General features: G+C 43.7%; 16 protein-coding genes. 8 read left to right on the top strand and 8 right to left on the bottom strand.

Features of this window, described 5'->3' with window-relative positions; translation table 11 throughout:
* Nucleotides 1-82: 82 nt before the first annotated feature.
* The 3 genes from R4537_RS02155 (at nucleotide 83) to R4537_RS02145 (ending at nucleotide 2,547) form a co-directional block, all read left to right on the top strand.
* Nucleotides 83-535: a hotdog fold thioesterase gene (locus R4537_RS02155; protein ID WP_071178087.1), complete on the top strand. Its 453-nt coding sequence runs from the start codon at nucleotides 83-85 to the stop codon at nucleotides 533-535.
* A gap of 30 nt (nucleotides 536-565) precedes the next feature.
* On the top strand, nucleotides 566-769 hold the full coding sequence (locus tag R4537_RS02150; protein ID WP_235859087.1) for a DUF3389 domain-containing protein: 204 nt from the start codon (nucleotides 566-568) through the stop codon (nucleotides 767-769).
* Nucleotides 770-849: 80 nt separating this feature from the next.
* Nucleotides 850-2,547 carry an SgrR family transcriptional regulator gene (locus R4537_RS02145; RefSeq protein ID WP_071178085.1) on the top strand — a complete coding sequence of 566 codons (1,698 nt, stop codon included), beginning with the start codon at nucleotides 850-852 and terminating at the stop codon, nucleotides 2,545-2,547.
* A gap of 287 nt (nucleotides 2,548-2,834) precedes the next feature.
* Here R4537_RS02145 and R4537_RS02140 read toward each other — a convergent pair whose 3' ends face one another.
* On the bottom strand, nucleotides 2,835-4,967 hold the full coding sequence (locus R4537_RS02140) for a TonB-dependent hemoglobin/transferrin/lactoferrin family receptor (RefSeq protein ID WP_071178084.1): 2,133 nt from the start codon (nucleotides 4,965-4,967) through the stop codon (nucleotides 2,835-2,837).
* 232 nt (nucleotides 4,968-5,199) lie between these two features.
* Here R4537_RS02140 and R4537_RS02135 point away from each other — a divergent pair, with 232 nt between their 5' ends.
* On the top strand, nucleotides 5,200-6,087 hold the full coding sequence (locus tag R4537_RS02135) for a LysR substrate-binding domain-containing protein (protein ID WP_000950819.1): 888 nt from the start codon (nucleotides 5,200-5,202) through the stop codon (nucleotides 6,085-6,087).
* Nucleotides 6,088-6,135: 48 nt separating this feature from the next.
* Here the strand turns inward: R4537_RS02135 and R4537_RS02130 are convergent, their stop codons facing one another.
* Nucleotides 6,136-8,817, bottom strand: coding sequence for a bifunctional acetate--CoA ligase family protein/GNAT family N-acetyltransferase (locus R4537_RS02130; RefSeq protein WP_071178083.1), 2,682 nt, complete (start codon nucleotides 8,815-8,817; stop codon nucleotides 6,136-6,138).
* Nucleotides 8,818-9,035: 218 nt separating this feature from the next.
* On the opposite strand from R4537_RS02130, the gene R4537_RS02125 reads away from it, so the two are divergent.
* The 4 genes from R4537_RS02125 (at nucleotide 9,036) to yciH (ending at nucleotide 11,637) form a co-directional block, all read left to right on the top strand.
* Nucleotides 9,036-9,608 (top strand): SPOR domain-containing protein, encoded by a 573-nt coding sequence (locus tag R4537_RS02125; RefSeq protein ID WP_071178082.1) that lies wholly within the window; start codon nucleotides 9,036-9,038, stop codon nucleotides 9,606-9,608.
* 150 nt (nucleotides 9,609-9,758) lie between these two features.
* Nucleotides 9,759-10,763, top strand: a complete 1,005-nt coding sequence (locus tag R4537_RS02120) for a D-alanine--D-alanine ligase (RefSeq protein ID WP_071178081.1) — start codon at nucleotides 9,759-9,761, stop codon at nucleotides 10,761-10,763.
* A 171-nt stretch (nucleotides 10,764-10,934) separates the two neighbouring features.
* Nucleotides 10,935-11,318 carry a DUF3319 domain-containing protein gene (locus R4537_RS02115; protein WP_000257351.1) on the top strand — a complete coding sequence of 128 codons (384 nt, stop codon included), beginning with the start codon at nucleotides 10,935-10,937 and terminating at the stop codon, nucleotides 11,316-11,318.
* 7 nt (nucleotides 11,319-11,325) lie between these two features.
* A complete protein-coding gene (gene yciH / locus R4537_RS02110; protein ID WP_071178080.1) occupies nucleotides 11,326-11,637 on the top strand; it encodes a stress response translation initiation inhibitor YciH in 312 nt (103 codons plus the stop codon).
* Nucleotides 11,638-12,241: 604 nt separating this feature from the next.
* On the opposite strand, the gene R4537_RS02105 is transcribed toward yciH, so the two are convergent.
* From R4537_RS02105 to pntB, 6 genes are all read right to left on the bottom strand, one after another.
* Complete coding sequence (locus tag R4537_RS02105; RefSeq protein WP_071178079.1) at nucleotides 12,242-12,403, bottom strand: YoaH family protein; 162 nt, start codon at nucleotides 12,401-12,403, stop codon at nucleotides 12,242-12,244.
* 40 nt (nucleotides 12,404-12,443) lie between these two features.
* Nucleotides 12,444-13,607 (bottom strand): conjugal transfer protein TraF, encoded by a 1,164-nt coding sequence (locus R4537_RS02100; protein ID WP_071178078.1) that lies wholly within the window; start codon nucleotides 13,605-13,607, stop codon nucleotides 12,444-12,446.
* 60 nt (nucleotides 13,608-13,667) lie between these two features.
* Nucleotides 13,668-14,552, bottom strand: coding sequence for a DUF2861 family protein (locus tag R4537_RS02095; RefSeq protein WP_071178077.1), 885 nt, complete (start codon nucleotides 14,550-14,552; stop codon nucleotides 13,668-13,670).
* A 2-nt stretch (nucleotides 14,553-14,554) separates the two neighbouring features.
* Nucleotides 14,555-15,211 carry a response regulator transcription factor VxrB gene (gene vxrB / locus R4537_RS02090; RefSeq protein WP_000815044.1) on the bottom strand — a complete coding sequence of 219 codons (657 nt, stop codon included), beginning with the start codon at nucleotides 15,209-15,211 and terminating at the stop codon, nucleotides 14,555-14,557.
* Complete coding sequence (vxrA, locus tag R4537_RS02085; protein ID WP_000960565.1) at nucleotides 15,186-16,667, bottom strand: sensor histidine kinase VxrA; 1,482 nt, start codon at nucleotides 16,665-16,667, stop codon at nucleotides 15,186-15,188. Before vxrA ends, vxrB begins: the two co-directional genes overlap by 26 nt.
* 118 nt (nucleotides 16,668-16,785) lie before the next feature.
* On the bottom strand, nucleotides 16,786-18,162 hold the full coding sequence (gene pntB, locus R4537_RS02080) for a Re/Si-specific NAD(P)(+) transhydrogenase subunit beta (protein WP_029627607.1): 1,377 nt from the start codon (nucleotides 18,160-18,162) through the stop codon (nucleotides 16,786-16,788).
* Between the last annotated feature and the right edge of the window lie 11 nt (nucleotides 18,163-18,173).

The raw sequence follows: 18,173 nt of genomic DNA, 5'->3' as shown, positions 1-18,173 counted from the left end.
GTCGCAGAGTTGGTTCACAACTTTGTGTTCACAGAATGGAGTCGTTACAATGAGCCACTTTTACTCGTTCAGGACTTAAGCGATGTCGATTTGGAATAAACCCATCAGTTTAGAAACACTTAATGCCACATCGAAAAATACGTTAATTGAACACTTAAATATCATTTACACCGAAGTGACAGAAAATAGCATTTCCGCCACTATGCCGGTGTGCCATTTCACACACCAGCCACTTGGCATGTTGCATGGTGGCGCTTCGGTGGTGCTCGCGGAAACCTTAGGCTCGGTAGCGGCAAATTTCAGTGTGGGTGAAGACGCTTACTGTGTGGGCTTAGATATCAATGCTAACCATGTCCGTGCAATGCGTGAAGGTTCAGTGACAGGTACTGCAGTACCGTTGCACATCGGGGTATCGACTCAAGTGTGGCAAATTGAGATCAAAGATGAACAAGGACGACTGGTTTGCATTAGCCGTTTGACGGTCGCGGTGAAACGTTCACGCCCAAAGCAACTCAAGCCAGTAGCCGAGGTTTAAATGGTGATTCAATTTAGCGGTGGCAAAATCATTGTAACCCCCCATGAAGTTGTCGTACGGCTCGGACACGAAAATCGCGTCACCTTGCAAGCCCAAGCGGAGGCCATCACGCTAATAGGAAAGGGGGCAAATGTGATGATCGCCAATGGCAGTGAAAGCAAATGGTCAGTGAAGCTCGATAATGAAGAGCAACTGAGCGCCATTGCTCAAACGTTAGGTTGTGACTTGCTTTAAAAGTTTTTGCGGTGGGCTTGCTAAAGCTGACAAAATAAGGAAACTGTCTAGAATTAGAAGTTAGATGAGATTTCCTCTTTATGAGCAGCCCGCGTTTACGTGTACAGTTCGAAACACTCTTTGAGCATTTTCAAGGTCAAGACGTTGAAACCCAACTGGAAGATGTCACCGATATTCTTTTTTGCACTCGACGTAATGCGCGTATTGTTCTCAATAAAATGGAAGAAGAAGGTTGGATTGAGTGGCATCCTGCGGCTGGGCGCGGCAAACTCTCGCAACTGATCTTTAAACGCAGTCGCGCGGATGTCAGTGAGAACCTTGCGCGCCGTTATCTCAATGAAGGAAAGATAGGCCAAGCGTTTGCCGTGCTTGATCAGGACGCCGCAAAATTAACTCAAGTGATCGAAAGCTATCTTGGCGTACAGCATCAAGAAGGTCTACAAGTTGTCAGGTTGCCGTACTATCGTCAGCTATCGATGTTGAACCCACAAAAGCCGATGCGCCGCTCTGAACAGCATATTGCGCGACAGGTGTTTAGCGGACTTACGCGTCTTGATGAAGAAGAGCAATTACAGCCTGATTTAGCACACGCTTGGCAGGCGCTATCAGATACTCACTGGCGGTTTTACTTACGCCCCGGAGTGCGCTTTCATAATGGTAATCTCCTCTCCACCGAACTGATTGTGCAAAATCTTTGGCAGCTACGGTTGCTTAATCTTTTTGCCCATATTGACCGAGTTGACTCACCTTACCCTTGGGCGGTCGATGTGTATCTGCAAAAGCCCGATACCCGCTTACCGCTATTGCTTGCCGAAGCCTGTGCCAAAATCCTCCCAGCGGAGTCCGATCGCAATCCCGATTTTGATTTAATGCCAGTGGGGACGGGGCCCTACAAAGTGGTTCTAAACGATGAAAAACGTTTGGTTTTGCAAGCGTTTGATGGCTATTTTGGTTTTCGTCCACTGCTGGACCGAGTTGAAGTTTGGGTGATTGATGAAGTGCACTCTTCCATGGTTTTCCCAAGCTTATCCAATCCGATGAAAACCGCTCGAGGATCATCAACGGAAGAGGTAGAGCTGGATCCCGGCTGCACCTATTTACTGCTTAATCGTCGCAATGGCGTTGCCAAAGATGAACATTGGGCACGCTATCTCACGGACAAACTTAATGCGCTCAATCTGTTTCGTCTTCTGCCGGAAGAGAAAATCATTGAACTTGGGGTGTTGCCAGCCTATGGGTTAAAACCTGGGTGGTATCATCACGCAGCGGCAGCGCAAAGAACGTTACCGCCAGAATCCAAAGAACTCACGATTGCCTATCACGCCCAGCATCCAATGTTTCCGACTGTTGCCAATGCAATTAAACAATTGCTCAGCCAAGATGGGATCACAGTCAATGTCATCAAATATGAACACACGGTCGTTGAAACTGAAAATGTGGATATTTGGATTAAACCAATGGGCATTGCTAATCATCGTGATGATGCGTTAGCGGGGTGGTTACTCAATTACTCCGATATTGAGTTTTTGAGCAAAGGAGAGGATTTCAATCAGTGGGTGAGTTTGATTGATGCTTGGCGTGCTGACTCTTCTGCGCTCTTCCCTGCGAAAGAACTGGGGAAATCACTGGTGGAAAAACACCAACTGATCCCGATGTTCCACTGCTGGTTAGGCATCAGTAAAGATCAGTGTGGTGCGCTACAAAATGCGAAATGCAATGCGCTAGGTTGGTTCGATTTTAGCCAAGTCTGGGTAAAGCCCGATTTGTCAGAACACTAGCTTTTACTCACTCGTGGGATTTGATCTCGATCGTTAATTAGCCAGTTTCGCAAAATAAACACTGCTTGTCGGTAAGCCCAGTGCTAGACTATGCGCGAACTCAGTAGAATCCCTTAGGAGGATAAGTGGAACTGGCATTGATCATTGTTTTTATCGTTGCTGCTGCAGTAATGGTAAAAAAAGAGATGGCAGAGAACAAATAATTCATTTCATTACCTTTTAAATTCCTTTTGAATGAAGTGTTCTTTAAGAAAAAAGCCAGCGTAAGCTGGCTTTTTGTCTTTGGATTAGAACTGGTAATCGAGAGAAATCCCCCAGTTACGTCCTGGTTGAGATTTGTAGTCAATATTGAACGCGTCGGTTCCTGTTTTTCCAGAAATATCCGAGTAGTGCCAGTACTTCTTATCAAATAAGTTAAACAGTCCAGCACGAACCGTGAGATCTTTTACTGGAACATAATACGCAGTTAGGTCAACTACGGTATAACCCGCTACATCGAGGTTGTTATCAAGTTGCCACTCATCTTTGCTGGCCACCATTTTCACATTGAGCGCTGAACCAAAGTTCACTTGATCATAACCTAGCCCAAACACACTGGTTAATGGCGCAACGGTATCAATCTCTTTACCCGTTGCTTTATCTTCACCGTGCGCATAAGCGACCGCTAGGCGAGCATAGCTACCATGAGGAAGAGGAGATACCGTATCCAGTAATAGGGTAGAACTAAGTTCTGCACCGTAAATACGAACTTCGTCGATATTGTATTTACTGATTACATCTTTGCCACCAGACTGACCGGTTTTGGTTTGTGTGATGAAATCTTTGTAATCATTGATAAATAGAGCAAATTCCATATTGCCATACGCATTATTTCCGCGAGTCCCCACTTCATACGAGATACTGCGTTCAGCTTTTAAATCAGGGTTAGCTTCAATAATCGCTCCGCGGCTGTAGAAGTAATAAAGGTCATAAACCGTTGGAGCTTTAAATCCTTGACTGATCTGACCAAACAGCGCGAGGTTATCTTTTAAGTGGTAAACTGCGCCAAGCTTCCCAGTAAAGGCATTGTCTTTATTTGGTTGGTATTGGGTAGTAAAACCTGCGTCTGTTTTTGGTGTAGCTTCATACGAGTCATATCGTAAACCCGCGGTCAGGATTAATTGCTCATCCATTAGGTACATCTGATCTTGAGCAAATAATCCCCATTTCTGAACATCCGCATCTGGCATCTCGGCTTGAACAGGATTAGAAGTACCAGTCCGGTACAAATGGTCAACGTTATTGATGCTAAAGTCGTTGTTTAAATAGCTTCCACCATAGGAAATGTCGTGAGAGACACCTTGTTTCTCAATTAACTTATGAAATTGAGCATCAACTTGGACTGACTTATCCTCTGTATCTCGCTCGCGCATACGAGAACCATACTTTACAGTGGTATCATAGTTTTTGTTCAAAGCGCTTGATTCTTGGTAACTCAACGAAATCTTACTTTCATCTACCAGCAAACTATTCATTAACCATTGATGGTCGAGGGATACACGAGTGCGATCGTTCATATCCTCAGTATATGCATTTGAGTAAGTTAACCCTCCCATTGAATAACCGTTATAGTCTAGTTTGTTCTCATCATAATTTTTAACGTAGTGCTCTACAGTTAAACCGACACGATGAGCCTCATTCACTTGATATTGTGCTTTAGCTAAGACATTACCTAGATCAGTGTCCGCAGGGTTAGTTGCACCGCGCTTCGGTCCTTCAATGTCAGCGCCTGAACCGTGAGATTGAGTTTCGTGACCTTGTGCATAGGTGGCCATTACTAACGTCTCGAGTTTGCCTTCGCGCATTGCCCAAGTCAGAGTGTTTTTGAACTGCTCGTCCACAGACGTGTAGGTTGACTTAATACCAAAACGATGGCCATCATCGTCACCCACTAACACATCGCTTGGGTTTTTGGTACGAAATTGAACTAAACCACCCAATGCATCCGAACCATATAGAGTCGAAGAGGGGCCCTTGTTGACTTCAATCGCTTGTAAAGTATCAACTTCAATGCCATTACTGTATTTGCTCTGCGTATTTGCACCTGAGTTGTAACCTACTGGTTGCTGAACGCCATCAATCACAGTCAAAATGCGACTATCTTCCATGCCACGAATGTTGAAACCTGAAATACCAAAGCGACTACCAGATTTCACTTCTACACCAGGGGTGTATTTGAGTGCATCTTTAGCATTTGTGGCCAAACTACTATCAATATCTTTAGCGCTGACGGTATCAATTGAAGCAGCAACATCTTGTTTATCCTGAGCAGAACGTGTCGCTGTGACGACAACTTCATTGAATTGTGACTCTTGTTCAGCGTATGCTGAAGGCACGAGTGCTAGCATGATCGCGCTAGAGAGCAGAGACTTTTTATACATTTGAACTACCTGCAATTTCCATGTTGAGTAAAACGCAGGAATTCTAATAAATATTAATGATAATTGCTATCATTTGTGTTTAATTGTTTGCTTAATGTGAAAAGAACAGGACTTGAGTTTTCTAAATGAATTTTATAATCAAAGGGTTATATTATTCATAATGGCATTTATGATGTTGCAAATTGTGACTATTATCACGGTTGGCAGTGTGAACTATCAATAGGAGAGAGCATTGTTAAGTCCAATCACTCTTGAAGCGCTGCATATTTTGGATGCAATTGAGCGTAGAGGCAGCTTTGCAGCTGCAGCCAATGAGCTTAATCGAGCACCGAGTTCATTGAGCTATCAAATCCAAAAGCTTGAACAGGATTTGGATTTGATGATCTTTGATCGCTCTGGTCATCGAGCCAATTTTACTGAAGCGGGCAAACTTATCTTAGAGCGGGGCAGGGCCATCTTGGCTGCGACCGAAAAATTGGTCAATGATGCTACGTTACTGGCTAATGGATGGGAGCTCGATATCACGATTGCACTGGATGGTATTGTGCCCGCAGCCAATCTTTTTCCTATGGTCGAAGCACTGGGTAACATCAGTAAAACGCGAGTGCGCATTCAAGATGAAATTTTGGCGGGTTGCTGGGAAGCCTTAGCGACAGGGCGTGCGGATTTGTTGATCTGCCCGCGCATCGAAGCTTTACCACAGGATGTGAAAGCAGAAACGATTGGCACGATGAAAATGATCTGGGTTGCCGCGCCGACACACTATGTGCATCGTCGTTCGGGGGAGTTTAATGAAGAGGCCAGAGAAAAGTATCGTGCTATTGCCATTGCCGATACGGCTCGTGAACAGCCAGCAATGAGTGTAAACATTCTACAGCGTCAACCGCGCTTAACGGTCAGTAATTTGGACGCAAAATGCAAAGCGTTAGTGGCGGGTTTAGGGATTGGTACTCTGCCATTGCAAGTGGCTCAACCTTATATTGATAAAGGTGAACTAAAAGCTATTCATGGCTCTGAAGATCTAGAGATGGATATCGTACTTGCCTGGCGACGTAACCAGATGGGTGAAGCCAAATCTTGGTGTATTCAATACCTGAAGAAGAATTGGCGCTGGGAGTAGATCAAAAAAGTGACAGAGGATCCTTGAGATCTTCTGTCACTTTTATATTTAGCGTAAGGGCAGAACCATGTCAGCAGTGCCATCCTCAAAATGAATATCGACGGCAAAGCCCATTTTTTGCGCTAGGGTTAACATGCCGCGATTGGTCGGCATGGTCATGCCCGAAATTTGCTGCGTGCCTTTGGCTTTACAATAATCAATAATCTTACGCATCAATATCTTACCTAGCCCTTTTCCTTTCAAATCCGAGCGAATCAAGATGGCAAATTCCGCATCGGTATTCTCATGATTAATTAACGCTCGAGAAACCCCAATAATCTCTGAATCCTCACCTTCACCGCTCACCGCAACAAACGCCATCTCTCGGTCAAAATCGATTTGAGTTAAGTTTGCTAAAGCTTCATGGTTAAACTCACCGACGTCAGAGAAAAAGCGCTTATAGAGATCTTCCTTGGATACTTTCTTGATAAAGGCGGCATGTTTCGGCTCATCTTCAGGCAATATGGGACGTACGGTAAGCCACTCTCCATCACGTGCTTGGCACCTTTCTTCTAACTCGGTGGGATAGGGTCGAATAGCAAGGCGGCTCTGGGCATCGCCAGTGAATTGGCGTAGCACCAAATTAGCATCAAGAATAGTAAACTGGCTGCCGTTGACAAGCAGGGGATGGATATCCAGCTCATGCACTTGTGGGCATTCAACAACCATTTGTGAAATACGGACTAAAAATTCAGATAACCCGTCAATATCAATAGGGACGGGGAGTTTTTGTAGCCGGATTTTACCGCTACGTATCGCTCGAACAATTAAGTAGCGCGCTAGCGTCATGTTGAGAGGGGGTAGCGCGGCAGCGGCATCGAGTGATTCATCCCACTCAGAACCGCCTTGTCCTAATAAAATTACTGGCCCAAAAGTCGCATCGGTTTTGACTTTGATCCTAAGTTCTTCCCCGCCAGCCAGTTTTGCCATCCCTTGAACTAATAAACCGTGAATATTCGCTGAGGGGTAGGAGAGTTGAGTTCTATCCAAAATCGCTTGCGCGGCATTGGCCACTTCTATCCGGTTACGCAAGTTAAGCATAACACCTTGCACATCGGATTTATGCGCAATGTCAGGGGAGCGTAACTTCACCGCCACAGGGTAGCCAATAGTCTCGGCTATATGCACCGCTTCTGTACTGTCAGAAGCAATCCATGTTGGCAATACATTGAAATTAAAGCATTTAAGCAACGTGCCAATTTGATGAGTATCGAGATTGACCTGATCATGTTCGCCTAAGTGTTCATGTATCCATGACTTCGCAGTTTGCATCTCTGAAGCATGTACCACTTCTGTTGTGGTCGGGGTTTCCATCAAATGCTTCTGGTTACGTCGGTACTCGACTAAGTGCATGAAGGCCGTCACCGCACTTTCGGGCGTACGGTAAGTCGGTATCCCAGCCTGATTGAAAAGAGTACGTGCGGGCTTGGCAGATAGTTCACCAGACCAGTTGGTCAAAATATTAAATCTTTTGGCACGCGGATGCTTTTGAACGGCTTCAATCAGTGCTTGAGCGGTTTGTTCTGAATGCGCGATTGCAGAAGGGCTATGCATGATCAAAATCGCATCAATGTTATCGCTTTCCAACAAAATGTTTAAGGTAGAGACATAGCGCTGGTGATCAGCATCACCGACAATATCGACAGGATTGCTGTGTGACCAACTTTGGGGAAGAGACAGATTAAGTTTTTCATAAATCTCATCTTCAAGCTGGGCAAGTTTACCACCACGCTCCAATAATGCATCGACAGCCATAATCGCCGGGCCACCACCATTAGTGATAATCGCAAGGCGTTCACCACGCAGTGGAACGGAATGGGTCAATGTTTCTACCGCCGCAAACAACTCGTGAGTGTTATTGACTCGGAGCATACCTGTACGGCGAATCGCAGAATCGTAAATGATGTCTAAAGTATCATCGCCACCGGTATGCATTTGCGCCGCTTTTCTTCCTGCTTTAGTTCGCCCACCTTTTAAGACTAGGATCCGTCGATTGCGAGACGCTGCGCGAGCGGCGGACATAAAACGTCGCGCATCACGAATCGTATCGACGTACAGTAAGATCGCATCGGTATGTTTATCGGTACTAAGGGTATCGAGCAAGTCAGCAAAATCAATGTCACTTGCATTGCCTAAAGAAATAAATGCTGAAAAACCAATACCTTTATCATTAGCCCAATCAAGGATAGTGGTACATACCGCCGCAGATTGTGACACAAAAGCAATATTGCCTTTTAAGGCTGAAACGGGAGAAAACGAACCATTGAATTGCATCCAAGGCAAGATGAGCCCCAAGCTATTAGGCCCCAAAATTCGCATATTCACAGATTTGGCTATCGTCATACATTGGGCTTGAATTTCTTCGCCTTGTACATCCAAAGAGTACATATCGGAAGATAAAACAATCACTTGTTTGACGCCTTTCTCGGCCAGCTGTTTAAATAAGCTGACATTGCGCGAGGCGTGAGTACAAAGAATCGCAATATCAGGCACAATCGGGAGGTCGGAAATCGTTTTGTAAGCCAATACACCACAAACGGCAGGATAATAGGGCGTGACAGGCATAATTGCGCCATCAAAACCACCTTGAAGTAAGTTTTTCATCACAATATTACCCGCACGGAAAGACCGAACGGATGCCCCAATCACAGCGACAGATTTGGGTCTAAGCAGTTGATTCAAGTGGTCCATACTCTGCCTACCTAATGGAATGTCTGCTTATATGGTAACCAATTCTTGTGAGCTCTGTTGGGCTAGAACAGCCCTCTGTGATCGAGTTTACAGATCCCTTTGGTTAGTTTGTGCCATAAATCACAGGATAGATGCATATATTAACTCGGTAAGCTTGATTCTCTTGGTTGCAATGTGCATGATTTAAAGCACTTTGTACCTAAGGCATGACTACATCTATGAAAAAAATCGCAGTTATTGGGCTATCAGCACTTCTTGCAGCTTGCGCATCCGGTGAATACACCACAGACGTGAAGACAGAAAGTCATCGCGAAGAATATTCTGTTGCCGCCGTTGAGCAACCTGTCATTTCCGAATATGGTGTGGCAGACGGTATTTCTGAGCAGAACGTTGAACAAAACGTTGTCAAAGCTCCAGACAGTGAGAAAAAAGTAGTCAAGATGAGTCCACAGGCTAAGCCTGCCGTCTCCATTACTCCACCTAACGCCAAACAAGTCGCGATGAATGCTCGTTATGGTTTTACCATTCAAGTGGTTGCTGTGGGTGCGCAAAGTAAAGTGGATCAATTCGCATCTAAACTACCTAAAAATGGCCAGCCTATTTGGGAAAATTACAAACTGGTCAATGGCACAAAATGGTATACCGTGCTTTACGGAGATTATGCGACTCGCCAAGAGGCCGCCGCTGCTATTTCAAGTCTTCCAACTGAATTGCGTGAAATGAAGCCATTCGTGAAAAGCATTGATTCGATCAAAAACTCGGAATTTCCGACGCTTAATAAGCTCAACTAATACTTCTTTAAAGGGGCGCAGGCCCCTTTATTGTTTGTTCTGTAAGCAGTTGAATACGGTTTTCGTGAGAAACGATAACATTGACTGAAACTTCACATTGAATGAACTATCATAGCCATCAATTACTACTTCGGTGTCACGGAAAGATTAATGACTAAGACAACAATCCTACTTTTGTGCGGTGGCGGCTCATCTGAGCACGAAATCTCTCTCGTATCAGCCAACTACATCCAACAGCAGCTTGAACTGACTCCTGAGTTTCATGTTATTCGCGTTGAGATGAAAAAAGAGGGGTGGTTTTCCGAACAAGGGGCCCTCGTCTACCTCGATACAAATAGCGCAACATTAAATAGCGACAATGCTTCCTACCCAATAGATTTTTTTGTTCCTTGCATCCATGGTTTCCCGGGAGAAACAGGGGATATTCAATCCATGTTAGAACTGGCAGGCATTCCTTATCTAGGCTGTGGGCCAGAAGCCAGTGCAAACAGCTTTAACAAAATCACGTCCAAACTGTGGTATGACGCATTAGGTATTCCTAACACTCCATATTTATTTTTAACCCAAAATACACCAAGCTCGATTGAAAAAGCCAAGCAAGCTTTCGGTAATTGGGGAAGTATCTTTGTCAAAGCCGCTCGTCAGGGCTCTTCTGTCGGATGCTACAAAGTAACCACAGAAGATCAGATTGCCCCTGCCATCGAGGCTGCTTTTGGTTTCTCCGAGCAAGTTCTTGTTGAGCAAGCCGTTAAACCTAGAGAGTTAGAGGTTTCTGCTTATGAGATGGACGGTAAGCTGTATATTTCAAAACCGGGAGAAGTGATTGCACCAGAAGGTACATTCTATTCATATGAAGAAAAGTACAGTGCAAATAGTCACGCCAGAACCTTATTAGAAGCTGAAAACCTAACTGAAAAGCACAAAGAATTAATTCAAACATATGCTGAACGAGTATTCATCCATATGAAGCTTCGTCACCTATCTCGGATCGACTTTTTCCTCACTCATGAAGGTCATATTTACCTCAATGAAGTCAATACATTTCCAGGAATGACACCTATTTCCATGTTCCCGAAAATGTTAGAGCACAACGGACATAAATTTAGTGAATTCCTCGCACAATGTGTTACCAACACATTAGTAAATGCGAAGTAGGGCATTAGGATTTAGGTGACATTGTCACTTAAATCCGCCGATTTAGTTTAAAAAGGTCGTAACAGACATGAGATAACTCTATGTAAGCTAAAGAATTAGCGACAATATACTTGATAACCTGAGATATAGAATTATTATTTAGGTACCTAGGGATAAAAAAGCAGAGTATCTATGGCTGTTGCAATCTATCGAGGTTTCAATCTTCAATCGGCTGCCAATTCAACGGAAATATGGCAAGTCAGGATAAAAAACCACGTATTGACGGGTAATTTGGCTGCGGTAAAGAAGAGCATTGACTGGTTTTGCGATACTGCATCGATTATTGATCCAAAAGAATTTGAGTCGATCGGCCAGAAACGTGAAGTTTCCGCTGGAGCTCAAGAGCAATTCAATGGCTTCACTATCAAAAACGATACCGGTGAAGCTAATGAGTGGTATTGCTTTTTTAATGGCCGTTTGATTAAAGGTTCCAAAATCGCCATTCAAAAACATATCGAAGCTTACCTCGTTGCAAGACAACGAGCGATGCAACAACAAGCGCAACAAAAAAGATAGTAAAAGTATGACATTGGTGTATTCAACCGAAGTTGGGCGCATTAAGCCTGAGCATGAAAAAATAGAGCGTCCAAAAGGTGATGGTGTTGTCCGTATTTTCCGCGAAACTAAAGGTCGTAAAGGAAAAGGGGTCACCATTGTAAAAGGTTTAGACCTTGACGATACTGCTCTAAAGCTGCTTGCCGCTGAACTCAAGAAAAAATGTGGATGTGGTGGAGCTGTAAAAGATGGCGATATTGAAATTCAAGGGGATGTTAGAGAGCAACTCAAAACCTTGCTTGAATCGAAAGGACACAAAGTCAAATTAGCAGGTGGTTGAGTCGTATTTTACTCCTCGTCTAACCCCAAACTGCCCAAACAGCCAAGAACCCCACCTTAGTGTGGGGTTCATTTTTAGCTGAACAAACCTGAACAGCTGCAAATCAAGAGATTTCAAATGCTCAGGTACACAGTTGACGCAAGTATAATCCGAGTGACGATGTCACTAATAATCATACTTAACATTGAAAATGATAAATATGATTATTAGGTATTTTATGGTAAATGCAGTTATGTTTAATGCTGGATTAAGAATAGGGAGCAGATTAGGGTTTGCGACCTGCTTTCACGCTTTAATTTAACATAACAATGATAATGCGCACTAATTTGCGATGGCGCTCTAATCATCAAATAGTGACGTTGCAACCTTACCAGTTGATTATGCTGGAGTTTCAATATGGTATTTATTTGGTGTAATTAAATTACACTTGAATCATTTTCCCATAAGAAAACCGAAATCAGGTAGCGTAATATTCTTTCATAACTTATTGTTTTAATGATTAAAAGCCATAAATGAACGAGTGGTTGCGTGTTTTTAGATGATTTGTGTATGAAAAATTGGCTACGATTATCGCCACCGCTAAAGCGGATAATAAAAAAGGCACTCAATGAGTGCCTTGGCTTTGTGTTTTCTTGTCCTCTCGGATTTGCTGGGCAACGATCTTGATTGCCTCTGCGGTACTGATGCCTTCTGCCATCAGTTTTTGTATTCTCTCTACGGCGGCTTGTTGTTCAGCGTGAGTTAATGTGGGTATATCATCAAACATAAATAAGGCTCCTTAAAGGAGCCACACTATAAAGAGATGCTTAATAACTCGCAAGGAAGTTGATGTAGGCCCCCATGGCATTTTCATTGGTATAACTTGCACCAAGATCCAATTGGAAGAGATTCAATGGCGACAAGCCGATACCAGCCGTAACCGTTCCTTTAGTATTATCGTACGCAAGATTTTTGTTGTACCCTGCCCTCAATTTTAACTGACGCATGATATCGATCTCGCCACCGACGCGGATCATTTGTGTGTTGTCTTTGAAGTCTTTGTAGCGCTCTTCTTCATTAAGGTCATAGTCCACGCTTAGTGTGAAGTAATCAGCAACAATCCCAGCCCCCACCGTGTACTGCGGTTTCATATCGTATGAGTATGAGATAGGATTGCCTGAGACGGCAGAAGTGATCGTTTTAGTTTTGATTTCGCGAGAAATTAGGTTGTTTGCAGCAAAACCAATGCGAATTGGACCATAAAACCACAATGCACCGGCATCCATGTTGAAAATGGTTTCTCCGTTTCCATTGTCACGAAGATCCTTTATGTCATAACTATCTAGACGGGCTTCGTAGACATAGGTATACACACGTTGCAACTTCGGCGTGATACCAAAAGCGATATGCTGCCCAAGGAAAGTTTGATATTTGGCTAAAGTAATACCGAGCTCAGTAATTCCCACTGAAACGGCATTTACAGAGCTTTTCTTTGCTCTATCTAGCTGACATGAAAACTCTGATTCTGTACATGCTGTATTATCGATAAGCGGTGAAACAAAAGATTCAGTGTAGGCTTTACCAAAAACGTTGGCAGAAATAAATTGGTTAGGTATGGCAAAGGCTACTACACCGCCGAGTTCGGCATTTAGTACATCTCCTTGCATTGCGGTTAAGCTTTTATTCAATTCACCAAGATTGCTTTCAGAGCCTCGTTTAATAATCTCAGACACTTTATCCAAATCAGTAACGAGGTCATTGGGATCATTATAAGACAAACCAATACTCGGTAAAATCATCCCTACGTCGTCATTACGACGATAAATGGCGACCAGAGCTGGGTTGTAAAAGGGGCCGGTGAGAAAGTTACCAGAGACAACCCCGACACCACCCATCGCATCTCCGCGTGCTTCAATCGCATAGTTTGCACTGAATGTGGGTGGAGAAGTGAAAATTAATGCAAAACCAACAGAAAGAAATTTTTTTTTCATAGTGATATCAGCCTATTCGTCCTTTTTATTATATAGCGGCATATTGTCCAATATCTTCAGCTATTCATCTATATTAACATCATAAGTTTTACTAATAACCTGAGATTGTTCAATAGCTAGCGGTCCTTGCCAACGTTGGTGAATCATAGAAACGGTGACAATGTAACGATCGGAAGGTAGTGATATATTACCTAGTGTGGTTGGATAATCCGATTCATAGCTCTCACTCCAAATCTGTTTATAGTTACCATCGATGTGATCAAATACTGAAATGGATAGTTTCGGCAATGGGCAATGTGGATTGAGCAATTCCGTCTTTTGAATCTGCCACTCATCTTTTGATGCCCAACGCACCACTTGTTTGGCTATTGTGTCACCTAAAATGACCCATGCACTCCATGACTCCTGATCAGTGGCTGTAATATCAATACGATACAATCCTGAACTCAATGGATTGGTCAAGTTGTAACGTTGAGCGTATGTGTATACATTTGTGGTGACACTGTCACTGCGATTGGTAAATGAGCTATCAGTTGAGACGATTTTATCAACCCATTTGGTCAAACGAATATCGGTAATGGGGACTTTGGTCTTGGTATCAATCGCAACTTGATAAGCATCTCGGCCAGGGCTTTGAACATCCACTCGTCGAATAGTCAATCCTTGAATCCAGTCTGGAAATGGTTTGTTGTCTAGTCCCCGGCCACAATCCACATTTAAGGACTGAATAAGTAAATTATTCAAATGCGTTTTCAGATTGTTATTTTTTTCAAGCTGCCACACTTCCACCAATGAGCTGAACATACTCTGCAAATCATTATTTAAGAGATGTTGATGAGCCTGGGTTAACGGAGTGTTTTTTTCAAACCATCCCGTTGGATCCGCAAAAACAGGCATGCTGATAAGCATGCCTGTTAACCATAAAGGAGAATTTGGCTTAACCATGATCACGCTTTCATTTTGTAACCAACACCACGTAGAGTTTCAATTTCAAGCCCTGGCAACTTTTGGCGCAGCTGCAAAACGTGAGTATCTACAGTTCGTGTAGTTGGGAAATGGTTATATCCCCAAACATGATCAAGTAATTCATCACGCGTAAAAACTCGACCTAAGTTACTAGCTAAAAAGAGTAATAAATCAAACTCGGTTCGGGTAAGAGTTATCGACTCACCATTGAAGAAAACTTCACGAGTGGCTTTATCAATCGTTAAGTTGGAGGTAACAACTTTACTGTCATCCTGTCCACTATCTGGGGAGCGTAGTTGTGCACGAATGCGTGCAAACAGTTCAGCTTCTGCAAAAGGCTTAGTGAGATAATCGTTTGCACCCGCATCAAGTCCGGTCACTTTATCTTTTACTGTGACCAATGCTGTCAAAAGGATCACTGGAATATCCTTAAGTTTTTTCCACTCCATAAGATGTTGTACGGAATCTCCATCAGGCAGTTGACGATCAAGGATAACGAGATCCGCCTTGTCCCAATGCTGCTTAACATCTGCGATCGTTTCTGCATGTAAACAGTCATAACCGGCTTGCTCTAAACTGACTAATAGGCCGTCAGCGAGGTTTTTATCATCTTCAACGAGAAGCAGTGTCTGTTTCACAAGGTATCTCCAAAATAAAAGTTGTCGGTGGGCCTTCGAGTGACATTTTACCGCCCATTCGCCCCACCATTGATTCGACTATGGTCAATCCAAGGCCTAAGCCGCTTTTACTCACAAATGGTTTGCGCAAATGGCGCCAATCACGGTGAGTCAACGAGCCTTGGTCTGTCACTTTAAAAGTAACTAAGTTAGTTTGAGTTATCACTTCGAGAGTGACAGGTGCAACGCCGTATTTGACAGCGTTACGCAATAAATTATCCACACAGGTTCCAAGCCAATAAACATTTAGTTTGGCAGCGATATCCTGATTAAGTTTCAGAGTCACATTACCACTAAATTCTTCTTCTACTTTATATTGTAGCCACTCCTCCACCGAGGAGACCCAATCTGACGCTAGTGGTTTACTGTCAGACTGTAAATAGTCTTTACTCGCTTCAGCGAGTTGGCGCAATCGTCGGGAATCTTCACACAATCGACGAAATTCATCGTACAGAGATTCTGGCAAATGCTCAAACTCACGTCGAAAACCTTCAACGGTGAGTGACAAGCTCGCAATCGGTGTTCTCAGCTCATGGGTTAGAATTTGCAAAATGAGCATCCGACTGCGCATTTCTTGTCGTTTTGAATTCCAGCGATACCCAGACCAACCAAGCACAAGGAAGATATTGGCAATAACAAGAATGATCATGCTGGTTCGTAAAAGACCCGAATGATCTTCCACATCCCAACAGATATTGCCACGCTGAATAAAGCAGGTGTTGTCTGCTGATAATAAGCTATAGCTTAATCCAGCTTTATTGGCATTGGTTAACCACGTTTCTTCATTAAAAAGGTAGTAGATATCCCCTTTTCTTAACCATAAATCACTACCCGAGCCAAACATGGATGCACCAGATACCAAAGCATTGATCGCATCTTCACTCATATTTTGTAAGTGGTACAGCAAGGTTCCTTCTGCGGCATTGGGACGCTCTTGAATATGCATATAAGGAAGCAAATTCGCAAACTGGGCAGGGTATTTTTTCACATAACGAAACGCATAGGTCCCACCACCTGGATGAATCAAACCACTACGGGCAAACCAGCGTGGTGACAAGCTGGATCCTTTACAGAGTGAACGAGTAAACACCAAAGGTTCAGTGATCAATGGACTTAATGGCAACTTCCCAGTACAACTTTGTGCCAATTTATAAAGCAGTTGAATATCTTTAAGCGGATATTCAGATGTTTGCGGCAGCATACTGTCTGGAGTGAGTAAGCGTGTGGGAAAATCGGTTTGAATCGATCGAATATCGTAAGAAGTCGTTGCAGAATTATAATCAAAGAGCGAAACAAACAAGTCGATGCGCTCAGGAAGCGAATCGGCGTGAACTGGATTCGGTAAGATGGCAAAACATAAGCTTACCAAGGTGAGATTAAGCGCTCTTATCAAGGGAATATTGGATTTTACTAACATGTAAAAACTATAACGCATTATCCGGTAAAGAGATATTCGAGTGTTATATTGATGTCAATAATGACAGTCTACAAAACAAAGAAGCCAGCATTATGCTGGCTTCTTAACGGTGTCGATTTTATAGAGCTTTGGCTATCGAGTCGACACTCTCTTTTGCATCACCAAACAACATCATGGTGTTTTCTTTAAAGAATAAGGGGTTCTGCACGCCTGCGTAGCCTGTATTCATTGAACGTTTAAAGACAATAACGTTTTTTGCATTCCATACCTCCAGTACTGGCATCCCCGCAATTGGACTATTGGGATCCTCAAGTGCCGCAGGGTTTACGGTATCGTTAGCGCCAATAACCAGTACGGTATCGGTATCAGAGAAATCATCGTTGATTTCATCCATCTCCAATACGATGTCATAAGGCACTTTCGCTTCAGCGAGTAGTACGTTCATATGCCCCGGCAAACGCCCAGCAACCGGGTGAATACCAAATCGTACCGTAACACCTTGAGCCCGAAGTTTTTCAGTAATTTCATAGACGGGATATTGCGCTTGCGCGACCGCCATGCCATATCCAGGTGTGATGATGACTGACTTCGAGTTTTTCAGCATTTCAGCCACTTCTTCAGCGCTGGTTTCACGATGCTCACCCTGCTCTTCATCGCTACTGATCACGACTTCTTGACCAAATCCGCCAGCAATCACACTAATGAATGAGCGGTTCATCGCCTTACACATGATGTAAGACAGAATTGCACCCGATGAACCAACCAACGCACCGGTCACAATCAATAGATCATTGGCTAACATGAAACCCGCAGCTGCCGCTGCCCAACCAGAATAGGAGTTAAGCATAGACACGACCACTGGCATATCTGCGCCACCGATCGACGCTACCAAGTGATAACCAAAAGCAAAAGCGATTAACGTCATCACAATCAGCGCAAACAAACTACCATCGACATTCACAAAGTGGATCAGCAATAAGCCAGAAACGACTAATGCCGCCAGATTGAGTTTATGTTTGTGCGGAAGATTAAGTGGTGTGGACTTGATGATGCCACGCAGTTTACCAAACGCAACAATAGAGCCAGTGAAGGTCACTGCACCGATAAAGATACCGAGAAATACTTCAACCAAGTGGATCACATGTTCCGCGTGGGTGGCTGCCTCAGGGGCATCAATGTAGCTGTTAAAACCTACCAGTACCGCGGCCATACCCACAAAGCTGTGCAATATTGCAACCAACTCTGGCATTTCCGTCATTTCCACTTTCTTTGCGTAGTGGATACCAATACCGCCACCGATCACCATAGCCAATAAAACCCATGCGAGACCTTCAGCGTTAGGGCTAAAAATGGTCGCCAGTAAGGCCATTGCCATACCAGCAATACCATAGTAATTACCCATCCGAGCTGACTCTTGTTTTGATAAACCAGCCAAACTCATGATGAAAAACACGGCAGCAACAATGTACGCTGCTTGTACCAATCCTGCAGACATTGCGTACTCCT

Origin of the sequence: Vibrio paracholerae (genome assembly GCF_037672085.1) — a bacterium.
In the GTDB taxonomy this organism is placed as follows: Bacteria; Pseudomonadota; Gammaproteobacteria; order Enterobacterales; family Vibrionaceae; genus Vibrio; species Vibrio cholerae.
This window is presented reverse-complemented; position numbering and strand designations above follow the sequence as displayed.

Bases quoted from the DNA above. Each gene is read 5' to 3' on its own strand.
- R4537_RS02155 (WP_071178087.1), top strand. From the start codon at position 83: ATGTCGATTTGGAATAAACCCATCAGTTTAGAAACACTTAATGCCACA.
- R4537_RS02145 (WP_071178085.1), top strand. From the start codon at position 850: ATGAGCAGCCCGCGTTTACGTGTACAGTTCGAAACACTCTTTGAGCAT.
- R4537_RS02140 (WP_071178084.1), bottom strand. From the start codon at position 4,967: ATGTATAAAAAGTCTCTGCTCTCTAGCGCGATCATGCTAGCACTCGTG.
- R4537_RS02130 (WP_071178083.1), bottom strand. From the start codon at position 8,817: ATGGACCACTTGAATCAACTGCTTAGACCCAAATCTGTCGCTGTGATT.
- R4537_RS02125 (WP_071178082.1), top strand. From the start codon at position 9,036: ATGAAAAAAATCGCAGTTATTGGGCTATCAGCACTTCTTGCAGCTTGC.
- R4537_RS02120 (WP_071178081.1), top strand. From the start codon at position 9,759: ATGACTAAGACAACAATCCTACTTTTGTGCGGTGGCGGCTCATCTGAG.
- R4537_RS02115 (WP_000257351.1), top strand. From the start codon at position 10,935: ATGGCTGTTGCAATCTATCGAGGTTTCAATCTTCAATCGGCTGCCAAT.
- yciH (WP_071178080.1), top strand. From the start codon at position 11,326: ATGACATTGGTGTATTCAACCGAAGTTGGGCGCATTAAGCCTGAGCAT.
- R4537_RS02105 (WP_071178079.1), bottom strand. From the start codon at position 12,403: ATGTTTGATGATATACCCACATTAACTCACGCTGAACAACAAGCCGCC.
- R4537_RS02100 (WP_071178078.1), bottom strand. From the start codon at position 13,607: ATGAAAAAAAAATTTCTTTCTGTTGGTTTTGCATTAATTTTCACTTCT.
- R4537_RS02095 (WP_071178077.1), bottom strand. From the start codon at position 14,552: ATGGTTAAGCCAAATTCTCCTTTATGGTTAACAGGCATGCTTATCAGC.
- vxrA (WP_000960565.1), bottom strand. From the start codon at position 16,667: ATGTTAGTAAAATCCAATATTCCCTTGATAAGAGCGCTTAATCTCACC.
- pntB (WP_029627607.1), bottom strand. From the start codon at position 18,162: ATGTCTGCAGGATTGGTACAAGCAGCGTACATTGTTGCTGCCGTGTTT.